The sequence below is a fragment of the Maricaulis sp. genome, assembly GCF_048270265.1.
In the GTDB taxonomy this organism is placed as follows: domain Bacteria; phylum Pseudomonadota; class Alphaproteobacteria; order Caulobacterales; family Maricaulaceae; genus Maricaulis.
In genome coordinates, this window is record NZ_JBLWTD010000033.1 from 1 (window position 1) to 22,258 (window position 22,258).

Consider the following 22,258-nt stretch of genomic DNA (forward strand, 5'->3'; position numbering starts at 1 on the left):
GGATCGAGCCGCTGGCGCATCAGATCGAGCAGACCCTTAATCGCTGGCATGGGCCTCCTCCAGGGCGAAGAAGGCGCCGCCGCTCCACACGCCGGTCACGCCCTCATGCTCGACGGCCAGTTCAGCCAGTTCGTAGAACACCGGCCGCGTCATCAGCGCATCAAGGCCGCCACGAATGCGCACCAGCGGGGTCGGCTCGCCGGTGACCGGGTCAATGCGGACATTGATCGGGTGGTCCGGCCCGGCTTCGGCCAGGTCATCGAAATTTGTGGTGAAGATCAGCGATTGCGCCTTGCCCTCGCCGGTGGCGTCGACTCGCACGGCCACAAAGGGCGCGACCTCGACCTTGATGGCGATTTTCTCAACCGGCGTCACAAGATAATGAACGCCGTCGTCATCTTTTCGCAAGATTGTGGAAAACAGCCGTGTCAGAGGCTGGCGCGTAATGCGCTTTCCCTCATGCCACCACGAGCCATCCCGTTTGATGACCATATCCATTTCGCCGCAATATTCCGGGTGCCAGCGCTCGACCGGCGGCAGGCCGTCGCCGGCACTGCGGGCCGCTTGCAGCAGGGACTGCATTGCATCTGGCATTTCAGGCGTTGAGGCCATGGACAGCTTTCATGCGTGACGCCATGCTCACAATAAGCAAATTGGCATATGAACCATCTGTATCGCGAAGGAATTTAGGACGATGACCGAGATGAATGAAGCCGGTACAGACTTAATCGCCCAGGCAGACGCAGCAACCGCCCGTTTGCAGCAGGTCCGGGAATCGATCGGACGGGTGATTTTCGGCCTCGAGGACGAGGTGGAACTCTGCCTCGCCGCCATCCTGTCAGGCGGTCACGCCCTGCTGGTCGGCGCACCGGGTCTTGCCAAGACGCGCCTCGTCCAGGCCATCGCCGTAGCGACCGGCCTTGAGACCAAACGCATCCAGTTCACGCCCGATCTGATGCCGGCCGATATTCTCGGCTCGGAAATCCTCGAAGAATCAGACGACGGCAAACGTCATTTCCGCTTCCTGCCCGGCCCGGTCTTCTGTCGTCTTCTGATGGCTGACGAAATCAACCGCGCCAGCCCGCGCACCCAGGCGGCCCTGCTGCAGGCGATGCAGGAAGGCCATGTCACCATTGCCGGCGAACGCCATGACCTGCCTCAGCCCTTCCATGTTCTGGCAACCCAGAACCCGATCGAGCAGGAAGGCACCTATCCGCTGCCCGAAGCCCAGCTCGACCGTTTCCTGCTGCGCGTCGACATTCCCTATCCGACCCGCGATGCCGAGCGTCAGGTCCTGCTCGCCACCACCGGTGCAGCCAGCACCGATGCGGTGAAAGTGCTCGACGCCGCGGAAATTCTCAAACTCCAGGCCCTGGTCCGTGCCCTGCCGGTTGGCGAGAAAGTGCTCGATGCCATTCTCGACCTGCTGCGCCTGGCGCGTCCGGAAGAGACCGATGTCGAGGCCGTGCGCACCGGCGTCTCCTGGGGCCCCGGCCCGCGTGCCGGTCAGGCCCTGATGCTCGCCTGCCGCGCCCGCGCCCTGCTGCAGGGCCGTCTGGCCCCCTCGACCGAGGATGTCGCGGCGCTCGCCGAACCGATCCTGAAACACCGCATGGCCCTGTCCTTTGCGGCTCGTGCCGACGGACACACGCTTGAAGGCCTGATCAAATCGCTCGCCGAGCGGGCGGCCTGATCCCATGAGCGAGGGCGTCGATCGCCAGTCAGAATCGCGGGTCGTCCAGCTGCGCCACCAGGGCGAAGCGGCGGCTGCGACCCTGCCGGCCCTGATGGCCGAAGCGACGCGCATCGCCGCGACGGTTGCCCAGGGTGTGCATGGACGGCGCCGGGCCGGCGTCGGCGAGAGCTTCTGGCAATATCGTCACCATCGTCCCGAAGACGGGCGTGCCGCCGTCGACTGGCGCCAGTCGGCGCGCAGCGACCAGCTCTTTGTGCGCCAGAATGAATGGGAGGCGGCCAATACCGTCTGGCTGTGGCGCGATGGCTCGGCCTCGATGCGCTTCTCCTCCTCGAAGGACCATTCCAGCAAGATCGACCGCGCTGCCGTGTGCCAGATCGCGATGGCGGCCCTGCTCACCCAGGGCGGCGAGCGCGTCGCCGTGCTCGGCGAGTCCGCGATTGCCCGCACCGGCGCACTTGGCCTTGAGCGCACCTCGCGCCGCCTGGCCCTCGGTCCTGGCGACATGACGGCCGTGGAAGCGCCCAATATCGGCCGTTTCGGACGTGTCGTCCTGGCCAGTGATTTCCTCGATCCGCCCGAAACCTGGGCCGCGCGCCTATCGCGCTTCTCGGCGATGGAAGCAGAAGGCGTGCTGCTGCGCATCGTCGACCCGGCCGAGGAAGACTTCCCCTATTCCGGCCGCACCCGCTTTGAAAATCCAGCCGGCGGCGAGGGCCTGTTGTTTGGCCGCGCCGAGGAGGCGCGCAGCACATATCGCCAGCGCTGGGCTGAACATGGCGAGGCGCTCGCGGCGCTGGCCCGCCGTTTCGGCTGGTCGCTGGTGACCCATCGCACCGACCGCACCGCGACCAGCGCCGTGCTGGCGCTGTATCGCGCCCTGGCGAGGGATGCCTGATGTTTGCGCTCGGTCCCCTCTCCTTCGGCGCGCCGCTGGCCCTGATCGGCCTGTTGAGCCTGCCCGTATTATGGCTGCTGCTGCGCGCCACGCCGCCCGCCCCCAAACGCGCCATTTTCCCGCCCCTGCGCCTCCTGTTCGGCGCACCGGATGATGCCGAAACACCGCAGCATGCACCCTGGTGGCTGATCCTGTTCCGCCTGCTGATCGCAACCCTGATCATTCTCGGCCTGTCGCGCCCGGTCTGGACACCGCCGGCAGTGGTCAACGAGACCCGCCCGGAACTGATCGTGGTGGACAATGGCTGGGCCGCCGCTGCCAACTGGAGCGAGACCAGCCGCGAGGCGATCCGTCTGCTCGATGAAGCCGAACGCGATGGCCGCCTGGCCGCTATCGCCTTTACCGCCAATACCGGCGAGGCCCCGGCACCCTTGCGCCTCGACCGGCCCGATGCCGCGCGCCGCCTGCTGACCTCGGCCAGAACCATGCCCTGGAGCGTGGATCGCACGGGCGCCGCCGACCGCATCACAGCCGCCCGCGCTGATGGCAGCCTCGCCGAAAACATGGCCGTTACCTGGCTCAGCGACGGCATCGATACCGAGGGCAGCCGCGCCCTTGCCCGTGCCCTGTCCGGCCTGGGCAATGTGCGCATCATCGAACCGGATAATGGCCGTGCCGCCGTGGCGCTGGCCCCGCCCGAACCGACTGCATCGGGATTGTCGATCGAGTTGCGCCGGGTTGCGCGCGACCTGCCACGCACCGCGCCGATCACGGCTCTGGGCAATGATGGCCGTGCCATCGCCCGCACCGATCTGAGCTTCGAGGCCGGCAGCGGCATTGCCCGCTCGGAATTGAGCCTGCCCCTCGATCTGCGCAATCGCATCGCCAGCCTGCGCGTCGAGGGCCCCGGCAGCGCCGGTTCCATCCGCCTGATGGGCGATCAGTGGCGCCGCCCGCGCGTCGGCCTGATCGATGCCCCGAGCGAGGATGGGCAGCCCCTGCTGTCTGACCTGCACTATGTCGAAAGCGCCATCGCCCCCTTCTCGCAGCCCGTGCGCGGCACGCTTGATGAATTGCTCGAAACCGAAGCCGCCGCGCTGGTCATGGTCGACGATGCCCGCACCGATGATGACCGTATCGCCGAATTCGTCGCCAATGGCGGCCTGCTGATCCGCTTCGCCGGACCGCGCCTGGCGGCCCGCGGCGACAGCCTGCTACCGGTTGATCTGCGCATTGGCGGCCGCTTGCTGGGCGGCGCCCTCAATTGGGAAGAGCCACAGCTGATCGCCCGTTTCGGCGATGACTCCCCGTTTGCCGGTCTGCCGACCGATCCCACGGCCACCGTTGACCGCCAGGTGCTGGCCCAGCCGGGCACGGCGACACCGGACCGGGTCTGGGCCCGACTCGAGGACGGCACGCCGCTGGTCACCGCCGTGCGCCGTGGCCGCGGCTGGATCGTGCTGTTCCACGTCACCGCCGGCCCGGAATGGTCAGACCTGCCCCTCTCGGGCCTCTATCCACGCATGCTGCAACGCGTCCTCGGGCTCGCCCAGGGCGGCCCCTCCACCGGGCCCGCCAGCGGTGCCTGGGTGCTCGATCGCGCCCTGGACGCGCAAGGCCAGCTGACCACGGCGCCCAATAGCGCCCGTCCTGTCGCGGCCACGAGCTGGGACAGTGCCAGCGCCAGCCCGGTCTCGCCGCCCGGTCTCTACCGGCTCGGGTCGGCGACCGCAGCGCTGAACGTCATCCGCGCCGACACCGGCATCAGCGCCTTGCCGCGCGATCTGCCCGGCGTGCAATTTGCCGGCCTTGACGGCCCGCGCCCACTGCGCTTCATCGCCGGCCTTCTGACGGCGGCACTGATCATGCTGGCGCTGGACGTGGTGCTGGCGCTCGCCCTGGCGGGCCGGTTGCCACTGCGCCTGTTCGGGGCTGCGGCGACCGCGTGGCTGATCGCCCTTGCCCTGCCGCTGGCACCACCCGCCGACGCCCAGCCCACGACCACAGCACCACCGCCCGTCAGCGATGACAGCTTCGCCCTTGAGGCCGCGCTCAACCTGCATTTCGCCTACGTCATCACCGGAAATGCCAGCGTCGATGCGCGCAGCCAGGCCGGACTGACAGGGCTGAGCCAGGAAGTCGCCCGGCGCAGCGCCATCGAACCGGCACCGCCAATGGGCATCAATGTGGAAACCGATCCGCTGATCTTCTTCCCGGTGATCTACTGGCCCGTCTCCCGCGACGCCCCGGCGCTGTCGCACGAGGCCGCGGCGCGCGTCAGTTCCTACCTGCAATCGGGCGGACTGATCGTGTTCGACACCCAGGATGCCGATGTCGCCATGCTGCGGGCCGGCGCACCGCATCCCGGCCTGGTGACCATTCTCGACAGTATCGATGTGCCACCCCTCGGCCCGGTGCCCCCGGATCATGTGCTGACCCGTTCCTTCTACCTGCTGCAGGAATTCCCCGGCCGCTTCTCCGGTGCGCCGGTCTGGGTCGAGGCCAATCCTGACGGTGCCTCGCGCGACGGCACATCCGGCGTCATCATTGGTGCCAATGACTGGGCCTCGGCCTGGGCTGTCGACGCACAGGGCCGGCCCTCCGCGCCGGTCGAGGGCGGTGACCGCCAGCGCGAAATGGCGCACCGCTTCGGCGTCAATATCGCGATGTATGCCCTGACCGGAAACTACAAGGCCGACCAGGTCCACGTCCCCGACATTCTCGAGAGGCTGGGCCAATGAACGCGACCGCACTCGATTTCGCACCACTCATCCCCTGGCCGCTTCTGGCGGCGCTGACCGGTTTTGCCCTGCTGGCGATCCTCGCCGGTGCCTGGCAGAAACTCGCCGGCTGGCTGTGGCGCAGTCTCGCCGTAGCCGCGGTGGCGCTGGTCCTGGCCAATCCCTCCCTGGTCGAGGAAGAGCGCGACCCGCTCGCCGATATCGCCGTGCTGGTCACTGATCGCAGCGCCAGCATGGATGTCGGCACGCGCAGTGAAGCCGCCGACGCCATGGCTGACGCCCTGCGGCAGCAGGCCGACAGCGATCCACTGCTTGAACTGGTCGAGGTCGAGGCCGGCACCAGTGCCGATGGCACCCTGTTGTTCGAAGCCCTCAACAGCGCGCTCGCCAGTGTGCCGCCTGACCGCCTGGCCGGGGTTGTGTTGACGACCGACGGCCAGATCCATGACGCCCCGGCGGATCCGGCGACGCTCAACCTCAATGCGCCTGTCCACCAGGCCCTGGCCGGTGACCGCAATGCCGGTGACCGCCGCCTCGTGATCGAGGAAGCACCGCGATACGGCATTGTCGGGCAGACCGTCGCCTTCGTGCTGCGCGTCGAGGATGACGCCATGCAGGGCACGGCCATGGTCTCCTTCCGCTTCGAGGGCGGCGAGCCGCAGACCCATCGCATCCCGATTGGCCGCTCGACCCGTGTGGAAGTGCCGATCGAGCGCCGCGGCCAGAATGTGATCGAGGCCGAGGTCGAGCCTGGCCCGCAGGAATTGTCGCTGATCAATAACCGCGCCGCCGTCTCGGTGAATGGTGTGCGCGACCGCCTGCGCGTGCTGCTGGTCACGGGCGAGCCGCACAATGGCGCACGCGCCTGGCGCAATCTGCTCAAATCCGACCCGTCGGTCGATCTGGTTCACTTCACCATCCTGCGTCCGCCGGACCGGCGCGACAGCACCCCGGTGGAAGAGCTCGCCCTGATCGGTTTCCCGGTCCAGGAGCTGTTCGTCGAGCGCCTGAGCGAATTCGATCTGGTGATTTTCGACCGCTATCGCCGGCGCAATATCATGCCGCCGATCTATTTCGACTATATCGCCCGCTATGTCGAAGATGGCGGCGCCCTGCTGGTCACGGCCGGACCGCCCTTTGCCGGACCGCCGAGCCTGTACCGGACACCCCTGGCCGCCGTGCTGCCGGTGCGTCCGACCGGCTATATCACCGATGGCGGTTTCACGCCGCAGACGACGCCAGCCGGCATGCGCCATCCGGTGACCGCCGGGCTTGAGGGCGGCGGCGAGACTCCGACCTGGGGCCGCTGGTTACGTGAGATCCATGGCGTGTCGCTGGGCGGGGAAACCCTGTTGCAGGCACCCGACGGCAATCCGCTGCTCGTGGTCCAGCGCTCCGGCGAGGGCCGCGCTGCAATCGTCATGAGTGACCAGACCTGGCTCTGGGCGCGCGGCTTTGAAGGCGGCGGCCCCTATGCGGAAATGTTCCGGCGCGTCTCCCACTGGCTGATGAAAGAGCCCGAGCTCGACGAGGAAAGGCTCACCGCCTACGCCAATGATGGCGAGCTGCATGCCAATCGCGTCACCCTGGCCGACACCGCCCCGCCACTGCAGATCACCTGGCCCGATGGCGAGCAACAGGTGGCGAGCATGAGCCGGGATGCCGATGGCCGCTATTCCGTCGCTGTGCCGGCGACCGGGTCCGGACTGGTGCGCCTGCGCTCCGGCGATCTGACCACGGTGGCCGCCCTCGGCCCGCTCAATCCGCTCGAATATGCCGACCTGCGCCCGACCGGCGAGAATCTCGCTGCCGTGCTCGATGCGACCGGTGGCGGGCTGTATGCAATCGGTGAAGGCACAGACGCCCGCCTGCCCGATCTGCGCCGCACCCGTCTGGGTGCCGACCAGGCCGGCCGCGGCTGGCTCGGCCTGCAGCGCAATGAGCGCTATATCGTACGCGCCTCCCACAGCCGCCCGGTTCTGCCAGCCCTGGTGATCGCACTGTTGATCGCCGCCTTCATGGGGCTGGGCTGGTGGCGCGAGGGCAAATAGTCCTGGCGTACGAGCCTGGATCGAATTGATGCCGCCGCGGAATAATTCAACGTCCGATACACGCGTTTCTGCCCCCTGTCGGGCTGCCTATCTGTCGTTTCAACACGAACAGATGGAGATCGATCATGATCGAGAAACGCGCATTCGACAGTCTTGGGCGCTTCAGGAATGACTGGCTCAACGCCCGTCACCATTTCAGTTTTGGCGGCTATCACGACCCGGACCGGATGGGGTGGGGGGCGCTGCGGGTCTGGAATGATGACGAGATCGCCGCTGATGGCGGTTTCGCGCCCCACCCCCACGAGAACATGGAAATCATCACCTATGTCCGCGAAGGGGCCATCAGCCACCGCGACAATCTGGGCAATGCCGGGCGCACCACGGCAGGCGATGTCCAGGTAATGTCGGCCGGCAGCGGTATCCGGCATTCCGAGTTCAACCAGGAAGCCGAGACCACCTCGCTGTTCCAGATATGGATCCTGCCGCGCGAGAATGGTGGCGAGCCGCGCTGGGAGACAGCCCGCTTTCCGACCGGGGAGCGGACCGGTGAACTCGTGGTGCTCGCCTCCGGCGATCCGGACAGGGAGGGCGGCCTGCTGATCCGCCAGGACGCGCGGGTGTTCGGTGCCACGCTCGATGCGGGCCAGACGGTCAGCCATCGCCTGAGACCGGGTCACCGTGCCTATCTCACCCTCGCGATCGGCGAGGGCGAGGTGAATGGTGTCGTGCTCGAGGCGCGCGATGCTGCGGCGATCCGGGATGAGGACCAGATCACCATCAAGGCGACCAGCGCGCTGGAACTGGTGATGGTTGAGGTGCCGGAATAATTGCGGCCTTCATCCTAATGCAAGGCTTGTGGGCGAAGGGTGGCAGCAACCCCGTCTGGAGACTGCCATGAGATACCTTCGCCCCATCCTGCTGCTCGCCCTGATCGCCCCCTGCCTGTCGGGCTGCCTGGTGATCGGCGCGACGGCCCTCGTCGCCGATGTCGCGATCGGCACCGCCGGCACTGCCGTAAAGACGGTCGGCGCCGTCGGTGGAGCGGCCGTTGATCTCGTATTGCCTGATGGGGATGACGACGAGGACAGCGATCGCTGACCCTACGGGAATTTAATCCCGAAACCGGCCCGTTCGGCCCGTCGCGCTCTAACAAAGCCTCGTCCTCCCTGCTATGATAGCCGTGAGGGACACAGACTTGGTTTCATGGAGGCGCATATGTTGCGGCTAATGACGAAGACATTCTCCCTGGCGGCAGTGGCAGCCCTGTCATTGACCGCCGGAGCGGCACTTGCCGCAGAACCTGTCGCGATCGCACCGATCCAGATCGGCGAAGCCCTGGCCGACAGGGCCGACGAGATCGGCGAACGCGAATTCGACCGGCTCCAGGACATCCTGCGCGGTGCTCTCGAGCGTGAACTTGCCGGTCACCTGGGTGAAAACGGTTCGACCCTGTATGTCACCATTCTCGATGCCGAACCCAACCGGCCGACCATGGAGCAGATGCGCGATACGCCCGGGCTGAGCCTGGACAGCATCAGCATCGGCGGCGCGAGTGTCGAGGCCGAGCTGGTTTCGGCCTCCGGCGAGAAGCTTGAGAGCTACAGTTATGCCTGGCACTCCCACTCCGTCACGGACGTGATCGGTGCCAGCACCTGGACGGATGCCCGCCGTGCCTTCCGCCGCTTTGCCGACGATGTCGCCGAGGGAATTGCCGAACGCGATGGTGACGGATCCTGACGCAGACAACAGGTCCAAAACTTGCACCGGGAAGGGCGCGCCAGCAATGGCGCGCCTTTTCTTTGGTGGACTCAAGCGCTTAGCCGCGCAATGATGACGCCAAAGCCGGTTTGGGGGAAACGGCATGTTGGCTACGAGTTTGATTCCAGTTTTCGCGTCTCTGCTGCTGACACAGGCAGCGGACGCGCCGTCGCGGCAGACCATGACGCGTGAGATCGTGCGGTCCTGCATCGCCCAGGTCGGCACCCGTTTGCAGGATCCGCTGCCATCATGCGCCTGTACGGCCGGCTGGCTGTCGGCACAGCTCGACTACCGTGACTTCTATGTCGTCGGCCGGATGTACCGCTTCGCCACCGACCCTGCGGGCATGGAAAGCGAAGTGGCGCGGCTGGTGCGCGAGGGCGGCTACTCTGCCGATGACATCCTGCGCGTCGCCCGTTTCCTGCAGGATTCAGAAGCCGACATGTCGGCCGCCTGCGGCTTCCTGGAAGAATGATCCGGATCAGGGCGCGCCGATCCATTTATGGGTCTGCAGGCTGAGCGTCCATTCCGGGTGGGCGATGCAATACTCGAACGCTGCCTGGGCATTCTCCATCATCGCATCGCCATCCATCGGCTGCAGCGAGAAGCGTTTGAAGTCCCATCCCAGATAGTCGACCGGATCCAGTCCGGGCTGTGGGAAGACCAGTTTCAGCTCATCACCGCTACGCTGGACGACCGGCGCCTTGCCCTTGGGGCTGACCGTGACCCAGTCGATCCCCTCGGGAGCCGGCAGGGTGCCATTGGTCTCGATGGCAATCTCGAAGCCGGCCGCGTGGAAACGCTCGATCAGCCGCGCATCCAGTTGCAGCAGGGGCTCACCGCCGGTGCAGACAACCAGCGGCCGGCCACCGCCCGGCCACATCGCCGCCACCGCCGCAACCAGATCCTCCGGCGTCTCAAACCGGCCCCCGCCGGGCCCGTCCATGCCGACAAAGTCCGTATCGCAAAAATTGCACACCGCACTGGCGCGGTCCTGTTCGCGGCCGCTCCACAGATTGCAGCCGGCAAAGCGCAGAAAGACGGCCGGACGGCCCGCCTGGGCGCCCTCGCCCTGCACCGTCATGAAGATCTCCTTGACCGAATACTTCATGCCGCCACCCCGCCGCGCCATTGACGCCAGCCCTCGGCGCGCAACTCACAGGCCGGACAATCGCCGCAGCCATAGCCCCAGTCATGCAATTCGCTGCGATCACCGCGATAGCAGGTATGGGTGCGGGTGCGGATCAGCTCGACCAGGGTCTCGCCGCCCAATTCGTTCGCCAGGGCCCAGCTCTGCGCCTTGTCGATCCACATCAGCGGCGTCTCGATGGTGATGTCCGTGGCGAGCCCCAGCGTGAGGGCCTGCTGCATCGCGTCGATCGTGTCGCGGCGGCAGTCGGGATAGCCCGAGAAATCCGTCTCGCACATGCCGCCCACCATCACGCCATGCCCCCGCCGGTAGGCCAGCGCCGATGCGACGGTGAGGAAGACCAGATTGCGGCCCGGCACGAAAGTGCTCGGCAGACCGCTGGCCTCCATCTCGATGGCGCGGTCGGCAGTCAGGGCGCTTTCGGCGATGGCACCATAGCCGGCGAGATCAATGACATGATCCTCGCCCAGCCGTTCGGTCCAGTCCGGGAAAGCTGCCGCCATGGCGTCGCGGACATCGGTCCGCGCCTGCATCTCGACATGGTGACGCTGGCCGTAATCGAAGCCGACGGTCTCGACACGCCCGAAACGTGACAGGGCCCAGGCGAGACAGGTTGCGGAATCCTGGCCACCGGAGAAGAGTAGCAGGGCGGAGCTTGAAGGCGGTCTTGTATCCATGGCCGTTCTATAAGCGTGTGAGCAGGGGATGGCCATGAGCAAGTATCGCTGGATCTACACCACCTGGCCCGATGCGGCCGTCGCGCGGCGGGCGGCGGAGACCCTCGTCAGTGAGGGTCTGTGTGCCTGTGCCAATATCCTGCCGGGTATGACCAGCGTCTATCGCTGGCAGGGCGAGATCGAGACGGCCAGCGAGACCGTCATGATTCTGAAATCCGTGGCGGCGCAGTGCACCCCTCTGGTTGCACGCCTGGAGAGGCTTCATCCCTGGGAGACGCCCTGCGTGCTCGCACTCGATATCGATGAGGCCGCGTCGTCAGCCGGATTCCTGAACTGGATCGACCAGGCCGTCGGCGATCACGGCTGAAGCCTGTGATCAGTTCTCCGGATTGTGGTCGATCACCGCCTCATGAGCCGATTCGTCAAAACCGCGGCGGCGGCCAATGATGAGAACCGCTGACAGCACCGCACCCAGCACGACCGAGAATAGGACCCCGAGCCCCAGCGCGAACCAGCCATGGCCGCTCATGTGAATGACGGGCATTTCGGCATAGCCGAGAACCAGATAGGCAATCAGGGCGCCGCAGACGACCACGACCATCCCGAGAAGCCATTTATTGGATGAGAGAGCACTCATTGGAAAACATCCTCCTGGATGCCTGTGTACGCCTTTTGGAACAATTGTCATCGCCAACCGCCCTGATCGCGCGGAAATGCCACAGCCACTCCCTTGTCATCATTGCACCTGCAGCGCCGTGGGTCGTTAAAGTTGTGCCCCGGCCTGCTTGGTGCTCATATGAGACTCAACGGGGGATCGGTGCAGGGGGCATTTTCTGTGTTCGTAAAACGGTATTTCGGGGCGCCATTGCGCGCCCTGTCATGTGGACTGCTGGCGGTTGTCCTGTCGCTGTTCGCGCAAGCACTGGCCCAGGGCGCGCCAGACGGACCAACGATCCGGCCGGTGCCGGACTGGGTCAACACAAGCCAGCTTCCATCGCCGGGCGATGAGCTGCCGCAGGGAATTAGCGGCGGACAATACTTCCTTCTGGTCGACCACCAGCATCGGTTGAACAGGGAGTCGGTGGATTACTACAAGCACAGTGCATGGATGATCACCGACCGGGCCGGGCTGGAAAACAGCGGACGGCTCTCCTTCGATCATGATCCGAGCGACCAGGACCTGTACATTCACGCGATACGGGTCTGGCGTGACGGTGTCGCCCAGGACCGGCTTCGGCCGGGTCTGTTCACGACCATCCGCCGCGAAACCGGGCTGCAGTCGGGCATGGTCGACGGTGACCTGACCAGTTTTGTGGAACTGGCAGACATCCGCGTCGGCGATATCATCGATTACGAACTGACGACCCATTCACGGTCACAGACCTGGCCGGGTGGATACGGCACGGAGACGCCGCTCGCATGGTCGGTGCCGGTTGCGCGCCGGCATTACTCCATCCTCTCCCCGTCAGACATGCCGCTGACGATACGCACCCACAGATCGGCCATTGAGCCCGTGACGACATCGACCCGTGGCTGGACCAGGCATGAATGGTCACAGGACGACATTGCCGCCGTCGAGTCCGAGACCCGCACTCCGGCGGACTACACCCAGCACGCCCATATCTCGGCCAGCAATCTTCAATCCTGGGGTGACGTCGTCAGCTGGGCGCTGCCGATCTATGAAAACGGCGAGGACCTGCCCGAAGCCGGGCTGCAGCGCGTCGCCCGGATCCAGCGCGAACACCACACCGACGCCGCGCGCATTACCGCCGCCATTCGATATGTGCAGGATGAATTCCGTTATGTCGCCGACGGCATCGGCGTGGGTGGATATATTCCCCGCACCCCGAGCCGGGCAATCGAGCTGGGCTATGGGGACTGCAAGGACAAGAGCGTGCTGATGGTCGCGATGTTGCGCGCCCTGGGCTTCGAGGCCCATGTCGCCCTGACCGATATTGATCGCGGTACCGAAATCGCTGACCGCGCGCCTTCGCCCTACGCATTCGACCACATGATCGTCCAGCTCACCCATGAGGGGCAGCCCTACTGGATCGACGCCACCTCCTCCCACCAGGGAGGCATGTTTCCCGACCTCGTGACCCCGGACCTTGACTATGCCCTGCCGATCCGCGCCGGCCAGGACGCGCTCGAGGCGATCGTCATCACCGCACGATCAGTCCCGGATGCGGATGTCATCGAAACGTTCAACATGGCCGGCCTGGCCGACGAGGGCATCTCCCTCGATGTCGTCACCGTCTATCGCGGCCGCGAGGCCAATGCCTTCCGCAGCAATCTGTCCAGCCGGTCGGTTGAGGAATATTCCCGCACCTATCTGAACTATTATCTCGGACAGTATCCCGGGATCGAATTGCAGGCGGACCTTGTCGTCGAGGATGACCGGGACGCCAATCTCGTGACGACGACCGAAGCCTATCACCTCCCCCTCGCCGCCTACGTCGAGGGCGCTCGCAATGCCACGTTCCCGCTGCGCGCCGACGCCGTGCTCAACCAGCTTGGAACCGTCGATGCCAGCGATCGCCGACACCCGCTCGGGCTGAATTTCCCCTCACATCGCAGGCATACCCACAGGATCATCAACTTCCCGACCCAGCTGTACGGCATTGCGGATGTAACCATCGACGAAGAGTTCGCCCGCTACACCATCCGTTCGACCAGCACGCCGGACCGCCTGGAAACCACAGCGGCCCTGCAGATTCTCACACCCCGTGCCGCGCCTGAAGCGGCAGCACGCTACAATGCCCTGGCGGAGGAGATCACGGACAGCGGCTATCTCACCATCGACCTGACCGTGCCCGACGGCCTGTTCCCACAGATCCTCGCCTGGATTGATAATCCGGCCAATGAGGCCGCCCTGGGCGCGCTTATTGTTGTCGCGTTCTACCTGATCATGATCGCCGGCGCGCTTCTGGGCCTGAATGCCGACAAGAAAATGCCCGATGGCGCGCGCTTCTACCCGGTGAGCCTGGGCAAGTTCGTCGTCATGTCGATCCTGACGTTCAATCTCTACCAATTCCTGTGGATGTGGCGAAACTGGCGCTGGGTGAAGATCGCGCACGAGAGGGATATTTCGCCCTTTGGCCGCTCCCTGTTCGGCATCTTCTTTTTTCCGAGCCTGTTTCGCGAAGTCCGGGCCGAAACCGAACCAGGCCGCGGCATGCCTGCATTCCTCGGGTATACGCTGGCAATCATCTACATGATCTGGACCCTGGCGATGAGGATCGCGGACCGCGTGATATCGAGAATGCCGGACCTCCCCGCCCACTGGATCGGCATCACCTTGCTGCTGAGTGTGGCCGCCTTCGTCGTCCTCCTGCCCACCGTTCACATGATCAATCAGCTCAACCGCGGGAAGCCGGAAATCCAGCGTCATAATTCGCGCTACACGATCGGCACATGGATCGCCATGCTGGCTGGAGGCCTGTTTATGGCACTGGCGCTTGTTGGCGGTTTTGCCTGACGAAACCTTGCCTGAGACGGGGCCGGCTCAAAGTCAGCGCCTTGCGCCAATACCGAATCACGGCCAGGCGACGCCGTCAGCGCGCCGGGAGGCCTGCGCGGAAGACCAGGACAGACGTGTGCCCGACCGCGATTGGCTCGCGGCGTCCCGTATAACAATCGAATGAGAAAAAGATGGTAGCGGGAGGGAGACTTGAACTCCCGACCTCAAGATTATGAGTCCTGCGCTCTAACCAGCTGAGCTATCCCGCCACACCCCCTGCAAGCAGAGAGGCACGCCGTATACGCGGACCGCCCGCAGCTGACAAGCCACGGGCGGCCCCCGATTTCAGTTGTTTGCAGATCAGGCCGAACGCACCTCGGTGAGGAAATGCTCGACGGAGGATTTGAGGGTCTCCGACTGACGTGAAACTGCCAGTGATGCCTCGAGAACCTCGCCGGCACTTTCGCCGGTCTCCGAGGTGGCACGGTCGACTTCCTGGATGTTGGCGAACACGTCGCGCGTGCCGTCTGCAGCCTCCTGGGCCGAGCGGGTGATCTCGCCGGCGGCAGCACGCTGCTCTTCCATCGCGGCAGCGATGGCGGTGGCGATCTCGCTCATTTCGTGGATGGTGCCACCGATCGAGGACATCGCCTCGACCGCCTTGGCCGTCGCCCCCTGGATGCCGGAGATATGGGTGGAGATGTTCTGCGTGGCAGCACCGGTCTGGCTGGCCAGCGCCTTCACTTCCGAAGCGACCACCGCAAAGCCCTTGCCGGCTTCACCGGCGCGGGCCGCCTCGATCGTGGCGTTGAGCGCGAGCAGATTGGTCTGTTCGGCGATATCGTTGATCAGGCCGACAATGTCATCAATGCTCTTGGCGGCATCGTCGAGACGCTGGACATCACCATTGGTGCGTTCGACCTGGTCGACGGCGCTGCCGGCAATCTGGGTCGAGCGGGCGATCTGCTGGCTGATTTCGCCAATCGAGGACACCATTTCCTCGGCCGCCGCGGCAACGGTCTGCACATTCTGCGACGCGCCCTCGGACGCATGCGCCACTGCCGCCGACTTGCCGGTAGTGGCCGCTGCCGTCGAACTCATGGTGCGGGCAGCGCTTTCCATCTGATTGGCGGCAGCGCTGACCTGGCCGATCGCGTCGGCGGAGGCATCTTCGAAGGCCTGGATCAGGCTCTCCACGGCTGCGGCGCGCTTTTCCTTCATCCGGCGTTCTTCGAGCGTCTCGGCTTCAAGCCGGGTGCGTTCGATCGCATTCTGACGGAAGACATCAACCGAGCGGGCCATATCGCCGATCTCGTCATTGCCCGGCGTGAAGCCCAGATTGACGTCGCTATTGCCCTCGGCCAGTGCGCGCATGGTGCGGGCCATGGCACTGATGCGCTTCAGCAGGGTCTGGTGGACGTAGAAGAAGCCGATGCCGGCGGCGATCAGCAGACCGATGGCGGCAATCGAAATCAGCACGACTCGGCCGGTCACCACGGCGGAATTGGCGGCATAGGTCGCGTCATCAACCCGCTGGGAGACCTCACGCTTGAAGGCCGTGACATGAGTGACCAGCGCGGATGCGGCGGTGCGCGCTTCGGCGGCGAGGTCTTCGGCTTGCGCGATGGCAGCCAGTTCGGCCTTGCGCAGTTCGAATACGCCCGTGGCACCATCGCCATAACCGATCAGCACATCGGCCTGATCGCGAACCATCGGCGAGGCCGGGCGCTCAAGCAGGGCCAGATTGATGTCGAGCTCACCGGCCGCTTCGTCATACCGGTCATAGATGGCATCGATCTCTGCATCGGAGGCGGCGATATCGAGTTCATTATACTGGATCAGGAGCTGGTTGGCCGCGAGCAGCGCACGAAGCAGGCTTTCGATATCGCCCTCTTCGCTATTGTCGAGCGCGGTTTCAATACTGCTGGCGAGGCTGGCCCGGCCCTGGCGCGCCAGATTTGTTGTGTCGCGGCGCTGATTGCGCACGGTGAGGCGCTGGTCGACCGCGGAATTCATGCCCTCGACCATGCCGGACAATTCGGCCGCCGCATCATTCAGCGTCGTGAGGTCGCCCCCATCGGACAGGATACGGAGCGCAACCAGCTGCGGCGAAAGATCATCGCTGAGTTCGACGGCGCGTTCGAAGTTTTCAGCCCTGGCTTCGGACGTCGATGACAGGGCGAGTTCCTGCAGGACGGCGCTGAGGCCCTGGCTGGCCTCGCTGAGCGAGTCGACAGCCAGTGTTTCAGGGATGGCGCGGCTGGTGATCTGACTGACCGCCTGATTGGTGGAGTTGAAGCCCGTAACACCCACGATCGCAGCGACAAGCGTCATCGCCGACGACAGGGCGAATGCGGCCAGGAGCCGGAATTTGACGCTGGCGGTTTTTTCGGCGAGTCCGGCGATAACAGAATTCATGGGCTGGGCCCCTTATGGTTAATGTGCGCGGGTAAGAAATTACGGGCGACGCTACTGCGCCGCCCGTAAATGAAGTCTTATCGTCATCAAGTTCGCGGTGCTCTTTTGACCGCTGAGCTTGTTTTCCGGGCGATTAACCGCCCAGGCTGAAATCGAAACGTTGCGTCAGGCCTTCGGTCGAAGCCTCGGCAGGCGCATAGCTCCAGCCCTCGATGGCATGCAGGACGGCGCGATCAAACACACCTTCCGGCTGCGCTTCGACGACGGTCGGGTTTTCAACGGTGCCGTCAGGCGACACGGTATACTCGACAACGGCATATCCCTCGACGCCACGGCGCTCGGCACCGCGCGGATATTCCGGAGCTTCAACACTCGTACGTTCGCGGTCTTGTGCGAGCGCCGGAGCGGCTGAAAAGGTCATGGCGGTCATGGCGACGGCCAGGATCATGGTTCCCGTTTTGTACATAGACTTACCCTTCATCCAGTTTGGCGTGCGCCGCCCGGAATTTTTCCCGTGTTCGACGCGGTGTTTTTTCGTCCGGCGCAGCACTCGTCCGGCAAGGGCAACAATGCCGCATACCAGTTTCCAAACGCTTAAGTAGAGCTCCAACATTTGAAGCAGTGCCCACTTTTTTGCATTTTTTGCGCTGAAACGGGGATGAAGCGACGCCAATGGCGCAATCAGCTTTGGTCCCGCCGCGACTGCCACTAGGATACGGGCCCCTGCCCGTTACGCATTGAGCGAGATTGAATGAACAACCCGGATATCCGTCTGCCGGCACCGCAACTCACCGGCTTCGCCGAAAGCCTCCTGCTGGCGAGCGGCACGCGCCCGGCCGACGCGGCCGCCGTGGCCCAGCATCTGGTCGCGGCCAGCCTCGCCGGGCATGACAGCAACGGGATCGGCCTGTTGCCGCTCTGGCTGGATCATGCCCGCAGCAAATTCGTCCGGGTCGACAGCCAGCAGACCGTGCTGACCGAGACGGCGATCATCCTGCGCCTTGATGCAGACGGCGGCTGGGGACCTCCGGCGGCTGAACAGCTGATCGACCGCGCCGGCGCCAAGGCGCTCGAGCACGGGCTGGCAGCGGCCACCCTGGGCAATGTCCATGACCTGGGGCGGATCGGCGCCTATGGCGAGCAGGCGGCAGCGGCCGGGCTCGCAGCCCTCATCTTCGTCAACATCACCGGCCAGGCCCCGGTCATGGCCCCCTTCCACGGTTCCGATGCCCGTTTCGGCACCGACCCGGTCTGCATCGCCTTCCCGGCGACGGCCAACCGTTCGGCCTTCCTGCTCGACATGGCGACCAGCCGCATCTCCCTCGGCCGCCTCAAGCTTGCCGCTGCGCGCGGCCAGGACATTCCGCCCGGCTCGCTGATCAATGAGCATGGCATGCCAACGACTGATCCGTCCGGCATGAGCGAACCGGTACGCCGGGGTGCCCTCACCCCGATGGGCCGCCACAAGGGCTATGGCCTCGCCCTGGCCTGCGAACTGCTCGGCGGCGTATTGTCCGGTGGCGGCACGATCCAGCCGGAGCATCCGCGCGAGGGGGCTGTGCGCAATGGCCTGTTCGCCATCCTGATCAATCCGGCCATGTTCGGCGAGGCCGGCTGGATGGAGCATGAGATCGAGGCGCTGGCGAAATACGCCCTCGCCTCACCGCCGATGGATTGGGACAGCCCGGTGCTCTATCCGGGCGACCCGGAACGGGCCCTGCGCGGCAAGCGTTTGCGCGACGGGATTCCGGTCACGGCCGAGCTGGTCGAAACACTCAATGCGGCCGCAGCAGCAACGGGTAGCGAGGCCCGCCTCTAGCCCGGCACCTGAAACAGATCCAGCACATCGCGGCCGATCCGCATCGGGCGGCGCGTCGCGCGGTTGATGCGGCACCATTCCGTCACCGCGCGGGCCGAGAAGCGTTTGGCGCCGGGCTTGCGGATATCGACATGGCGGTCGAAACGCGGGCCGCGGACCTCGCCGAGCCAGGTGCGGATCTCGGCGCTCTCGCCCGGCAGGATGGGGTCGCGATACTCGATCGTGTGCTTGAGCGCGATCCAGACCTCGGCCTCGATCATCGCCGGCGTGGCGACGGCATGCCAGTGGGTGACGGCCATATCCTGCACCCAGCGCAGATAGACGACATTATTGACGTGGCCGAGCTCGTCGAAATCAGACTGCTGCGGTGTGATCTGGCGCACCAGCGCTGTCTCGAAGGAGACACAGCCGAGCCCCTCGCCCTCGGGCGCATTCTCCAGCGGCGCGATCACGCCAAACCCTGCCGACACGTTCGTCATTCCACCCACACCTTCTCGCAAGGCCCTATCCATACGCGCCCGCCATCCCGGATGGGAAGTGTATGGCCGCTATGCGTGAGCCTATTTCTTCGGTGCCGAAATATGGATCGGATGGCCCAGCGCCGTCAGCACGCTTTCGGCGAAGCCTTCGGTCAGGGTCGGGTGGACATGGATGGTGCCGGCGATGTCTTCCAGGCGCGCACCCATCTCGATCGCCAGGGCGAATTCGCCCGAGAGCTCGGAGACATGGGTGCCGACGGCATGGATGCCGAGGATGACGTGATCGCTTTCCCGCGCCGTGACCCGGACGAAACCGCCATCGGCTCCGGCTTCCATCGAGAGATAGCGGCCTGAGGCGGCGAGCGGGAATTTGCCGGTGATGATGTCTTCGCCCTTCGCCTTGGCTTCGTCCGGCGTCATGCCGACACCGACGATTTCCGGCTCGGTGAAGCAGACGGCGGCAATCGAGACCGGATCGAATACCCGGCGGTGACCGGCGACCAGTTCGGCCACCATCTCGCCCTGGGCGGTCGCCTTGTGGGCCAGCAGCGGTTCGCCGATCACATCGCCGATCGCCCAGACGCCGCGCATGCCGGTGCGGCATTGATCATCGACCTTGATGAAACGGCCATCGACCAGTTCAAGCCCCATCGTCTCGACACCCCAGCCATCGAGGCAGGCCTTGCGGCCGACGGCGACGAGGATCTTGTCGGCTTCGATGCGCTGGAGCTCGCCCTTGGCGTCCTCGTATTCGAGGAAGGTCTTCTTGCCTTCGGTGACAACGCCCTTCGCCTTGCAGGACAGGTTCACATCGACCTTGTGCTTCTTCAGCCACATGGTGATCGGACGGGTGATTTCCTTGTCATAGATCGGCAGGATGGCAGGTGCCGCCTCGATGAAGGTCACCTTCGAGCCCAGCTTGCGCATCGCAATGCCCAGTTCCAGCCCGATATAGCCCGCGCCGACAACGACGAGTTTTTCCGGCAGCTCGGTCAGGTCGAGCGCCTGGGTGGAACCGATCACGGTATCGCCGAACGGCAGGAAGGGCAGTTCGACCTCGACCGAGCCGGTCGCGATGACGACATTCTCGGCATGGATCTCGACCTGGCTGCCATCCTCGAGATCGACAATACAGGTCTTGGCACCGGTGAATTTGGCCCAGCCGGAAATATGCTCGGCGCCCGCCGCCTTGAGCAATTGCGCCACGCCGCCGGTCAGCTTGGTGACGATGCCGTCCTTCCAGCCCTTCAGCTTGCCCATGTCGAGGGTGGGGGCCGAGGCGAGGGAAATCCCCAGCGCATCGCCGCCGGCATGTTCGCCCATATCCTCGAACTTGCTCGCCGCGTGGATGATCGCCTTGGAGGGGATGCAGCCGCGATTGAGGCAGGTGCCGCCGAGCCCGTCCTTGTCGACGATGACGACATCGAGGCCAAGCTGGCCGGCACGAATTGCGGCTGGATATCCGCCGGGGCCGCCGCCGACAATGAGAAGCTGGCAATTGCGTTGTTTCATCGGGAAGGCTCCATCACGGCGGCACAAATCATGGGGCGGGATTTAGCCGCTCGGCGGACAAAGGGAAAGGCCCGCACTGAGGCCTCAGGACTCGCGCCCCAGCGGGATGCGTTCCAGCAGCTTCACGCGCTCACCCTTGATGCGGACAATCTGCACCGCGCTGGCCAGGCAATGAATGGACAGCTCGCCCTCATTGATCGCCTTCACACGCGCCTGTGAGGCCGCGGCATCGCTGTCACGCCCGATAGTAATGTGTGGACGGCGCGCGGGCGCGGCGCGGCGCTCACCGGCCAGTGCACCGGAACAGAGCCGGTCTTGCAGGGCCTCCAGCGCCTCGCGGCCCGGCCCCGGCACCAGCCAGTCCGCCACCTCGCCGCCGCCCTCATCCTGGTGCGAGACCGCGCGGTCAAGCACAATCCCGAACGGGTTCTGCCCCGGCAGACGGGCCTCGATCTCGCGGGCGAACTCGCCCGGATTCCATCCCGTCACCGGATCGACGAGTGTGAAGTGCGGCAACAGGAGATCCGCCCGCGCCGTATCATGCTCGCGCCGCCAGAGCTGGATCTGCTCGTAATCGGCCAGGGCAAATTCGGGGCAGAGCAGGACGCAAAGGGTTTCGGCGGGCATGGGGCATCTCTCCAAAAGGGCGTGCGTCTAACTAGCGCGCTATCGGGCCGATTGGCCAGCAAGACACCGCCGCTGCCGGCGCGTTGACCGGGCCCGTCCCCTTTACCCCGCCCTTCTACTCCGGCGCCGGACACTCCACCCGCACGGCATCGAGCAGGAGTGAATTGACCCATTCGCCGGTTTCCGGATCGCGGACGCGGGTGATGCGGCCCCAATGATCGGGGCTGTATGTCTCGAAATACACATTCTGCTCGGGGATTTCGGGGTAGACCTGCCACAGCCACAGCAAGCCATCCTCGCGCACCTCCTGATGAAGCTCACGCACCCCGGGGGTGCCGGCATGCTGCCAGGCCGTCTTCCAGAGGCCGGCGGTCTCGTCATAGATGCGCACATTGATGCCGACGCCCGATTGCTCGCGATAGCCGAAGCCGGGATCGAACCACTCGTCGATAATGGCGCGGCCGCCCATGCCGTAATAGCCATTCCAGCGCCCATAATAAGGCGCTTCGGCCCACGCTTCCGCCTCGGCATCCCAGATCCGGAGCCCGACGTTGAAATCACCGATGATGAAGGCGAACTGGCTGAATTCCTCGGGCATGTCCGCGGCCGGCTGACCGTAATCACCGCATCGTGTCGTGCCCTCGCCCGTCACCTGGGCGGCGGATGGCGCCGCGATCACCGCCGCGGCCAGGAGTGTCAAAGTGAGATGTTTCATCGCTCATTTCCCCTTTGCTGGTTGCAGTATAACCGCGCTGCGGCCCCGGGCTTCTAACAATCGCGTGAACCGGCGACGCACCGAAATCTCCACGCCGCCCTGCGGCTGGAGGTTTGAGGGGCCTCCCCGGATTGGGAGGTGTGCGGGACGCGGCGAATGCCGTTTAGCGCAATAGATAAGTGAGACATTCGAGACGTCCCGCACGTGGAGATTTACTCAGGTCCCTCGCGGGCCCTGCCTCGAAATGACCGTGGAAG

The 22,258-nt window shown here is 65.1% G+C and carries 21 protein-coding genes and 1 tRNA gene; 11 read left to right on the plus strand and 11 right to left on the minus strand.

The genetic code is table 11. The annotated features are described in order from the left end of the window. Positions 1-36 precede the first annotated feature (36 nt). Positions 37-594 carry a DUF1285 domain-containing protein gene (locus ACN0YF_RS13525; RefSeq protein ID WP_417494797.1) on the minus strand — a complete coding sequence of 186 codons (558 nt, stop codon included), beginning with the start codon at positions 592-594 and terminating at the stop codon, positions 37-39. A 100-nt stretch (positions 595-694) separates the two neighbouring features. Between ACN0YF_RS13525 and ACN0YF_RS13530 the strand changes: the two genes are divergently transcribed. The 8 genes from ACN0YF_RS13530 (at position 695) to ACN0YF_RS13565 (ending at position 9,619) form a co-directional block, all read left to right on the plus strand. Further along, positions 695-1,693, plus strand: coding sequence for an AAA family ATPase (locus ACN0YF_RS13530; protein ID WP_417494798.1), 999 nt, complete (start codon positions 695-697; stop codon positions 1,691-1,693). A gap of 4 nt (positions 1,694-1,697) precedes the next feature. Then, on the plus strand, positions 1,698-2,594 hold the full coding sequence (locus ACN0YF_RS13535) for a DUF58 domain-containing protein (protein WP_417494799.1): 897 nt from the start codon (positions 1,698-1,700) through the stop codon (positions 2,592-2,594). Beyond that, positions 2,594-5,335, plus strand: a complete 2,742-nt coding sequence (locus ACN0YF_RS13540) for a DUF4159 domain-containing protein (RefSeq protein WP_417494800.1) — start codon at positions 2,594-2,596, stop codon at positions 5,333-5,335. Before ACN0YF_RS13535 ends, ACN0YF_RS13540 begins: the two co-directional genes overlap by 1 nt. Further along, on the plus strand, positions 5,332-7,386 hold the full coding sequence (locus ACN0YF_RS13545; protein WP_417494801.1) for a hypothetical protein: 2,055 nt from the start codon (positions 5,332-5,334) through the stop codon (positions 7,384-7,386). Before ACN0YF_RS13540 ends, ACN0YF_RS13545 begins: the two co-directional genes overlap by 4 nt. A 125-nt stretch (positions 7,387-7,511) precedes the next feature. Beyond that, on the plus strand, positions 7,512-8,213 hold the full coding sequence (locus tag ACN0YF_RS13550) for a pirin family protein (RefSeq protein ID WP_417494802.1): 702 nt from the start codon (positions 7,512-7,514) through the stop codon (positions 8,211-8,213). 67 nt (positions 8,214-8,280) lie between these two features. Then, on the plus strand, positions 8,281-8,484 hold the full coding sequence (locus ACN0YF_RS13555) for a hypothetical protein (protein WP_417481414.1): 204 nt from the start codon (positions 8,281-8,283) through the stop codon (positions 8,482-8,484). Positions 8,485-8,613: 129 nt separating this feature from the next. Next, positions 8,614-9,123 carry a hypothetical protein gene (locus ACN0YF_RS13560; protein WP_417494803.1) on the plus strand — a complete coding sequence of 170 codons (510 nt, stop codon included), beginning with the start codon at positions 8,614-8,616 and terminating at the stop codon, positions 9,121-9,123. Between the two features lie 202 nt (positions 9,124-9,325). Continuing rightward, positions 9,326-9,619, plus strand: coding sequence for a hypothetical protein (locus tag ACN0YF_RS13565; protein WP_417481416.1), 294 nt, complete (start codon positions 9,326-9,328; stop codon positions 9,617-9,619). 6 nt (positions 9,620-9,625) lie between these two features. Here the strand turns inward: ACN0YF_RS13565 and queE are convergent, their stop codons facing one another. Beyond that, complete coding sequence (gene queE / locus ACN0YF_RS13570; RefSeq protein WP_417494804.1) at positions 9,626-10,255, minus strand: 7-carboxy-7-deazaguanine synthase; 630 nt, start codon at positions 10,253-10,255, stop codon at positions 9,626-9,628. Then, positions 10,252-10,971: a 7-cyano-7-deazaguanine synthase QueC gene (gene queC, locus ACN0YF_RS13575; RefSeq protein ID WP_417494805.1), complete on the minus strand. Its 720-nt coding sequence runs from the start codon at positions 10,969-10,971 to the stop codon at positions 10,252-10,254. Before queC ends, queE begins: the two co-directional genes overlap by 4 nt. Before the next feature lie 34 nt (positions 10,972-11,005). On the opposite strand from queC, the gene cutA reads away from it, so the two are divergent. Further along, entirely contained in the window at positions 11,006-11,338 is a 333-nt protein-coding gene (gene cutA / locus ACN0YF_RS13580; protein WP_417494806.1) for a divalent-cation tolerance protein CutA, read from the plus strand. 9 nt (positions 11,339-11,347) lie between these two features. Here the strand turns inward: cutA and ACN0YF_RS13585 are convergent, their stop codons facing one another. Next, positions 11,348-11,608, minus strand: a complete 261-nt coding sequence (locus tag ACN0YF_RS13585; protein WP_417481420.1) for a hypothetical protein — start codon at positions 11,606-11,608, stop codon at positions 11,348-11,350. 198 nt (positions 11,609-11,806) lie between these two features. Between ACN0YF_RS13585 and ACN0YF_RS13590 the strand changes: the two genes are divergently transcribed. Then, entirely contained in the window at positions 11,807-14,449 is a 2,643-nt protein-coding gene (locus ACN0YF_RS13590) for a DUF3857 domain-containing transglutaminase family protein (RefSeq protein ID WP_417494807.1), read from the plus strand. Between the two features lie 174 nt (positions 14,450-14,623). On the opposite strand, the gene ACN0YF_RS13595 is transcribed toward ACN0YF_RS13590, so the two are convergent. From ACN0YF_RS13595 to ACN0YF_RS13605, 3 genes are all read right to left on the minus strand, one after another. Then, a tRNA-Met gene (locus tag ACN0YF_RS13595) sits at positions 14,624-14,700 on the minus strand. A 91-nt stretch (positions 14,701-14,791) separates the two neighbouring features. Next, the gene (locus ACN0YF_RS13600; RefSeq protein ID WP_417494808.1) at positions 14,792-16,849 is read right to left on the minus strand and encodes a methyl-accepting chemotaxis protein; all 2,058 of its coding nucleotides are present in this window, start codon (positions 16,847-16,849) and stop codon (positions 14,792-14,794) included. 133 nt (positions 16,850-16,982) lie between these two features. After that, the gene (locus ACN0YF_RS13605; protein WP_417494809.1) at positions 16,983-17,297 is read right to left on the minus strand and encodes an energy transducer TonB; all 315 of its coding nucleotides are present in this window, start codon (positions 17,295-17,297) and stop codon (positions 16,983-16,985) included. A gap of 303 nt (positions 17,298-17,600) precedes the next feature. Between ACN0YF_RS13605 and ACN0YF_RS13610 the strand changes: the two genes are divergently transcribed. Next, positions 17,601-18,668 carry an Ldh family oxidoreductase gene (locus ACN0YF_RS13610; protein WP_417494810.1) on the plus strand — a complete coding sequence of 356 codons (1,068 nt, stop codon included), beginning with the start codon at positions 17,601-17,603 and terminating at the stop codon, positions 18,666-18,668. Here ACN0YF_RS13610 and ACN0YF_RS13615 read toward each other — a convergent pair. The 4 genes from ACN0YF_RS13615 to ACN0YF_RS13630 all read right to left on the minus strand — a co-directional run bounded on the left by ACN0YF_RS13615 (position 18,665) and on the right by ACN0YF_RS13630 (position 22,001). Further along, the gene (locus ACN0YF_RS13615) at positions 18,665-19,147 is read right to left on the minus strand and encodes an acyl-CoA thioesterase (RefSeq protein WP_417494811.1); all 483 of its coding nucleotides are present in this window, start codon (positions 19,145-19,147) and stop codon (positions 18,665-18,667) included. The genes ACN0YF_RS13610 and ACN0YF_RS13615 overlap by 4 nt on opposite strands. Before the next feature lie 81 nt (positions 19,148-19,228). Further along, entirely contained in the window at positions 19,229-20,659 is a 1,431-nt protein-coding gene (lpdA, locus tag ACN0YF_RS13620; RefSeq protein ID WP_417494812.1) for a dihydrolipoyl dehydrogenase, read from the minus strand. Between the two features lie 84 nt (positions 20,660-20,743). Beyond that, a complete protein-coding gene (locus ACN0YF_RS13625) occupies positions 20,744-21,286 on the minus strand; it encodes a 2'-5' RNA ligase family protein (protein WP_417494813.1) in 543 nt (180 codons plus the stop codon). Positions 21,287-21,401: 115 nt separating this feature from the next. After that, positions 21,402-22,001 carry a hypothetical protein gene (locus ACN0YF_RS13630; protein ID WP_417494814.1) on the minus strand — a complete coding sequence of 200 codons (600 nt, stop codon included), beginning with the start codon at positions 21,999-22,001 and terminating at the stop codon, positions 21,402-21,404. Positions 22,002-22,258: the final 257 nt, after the last annotated feature.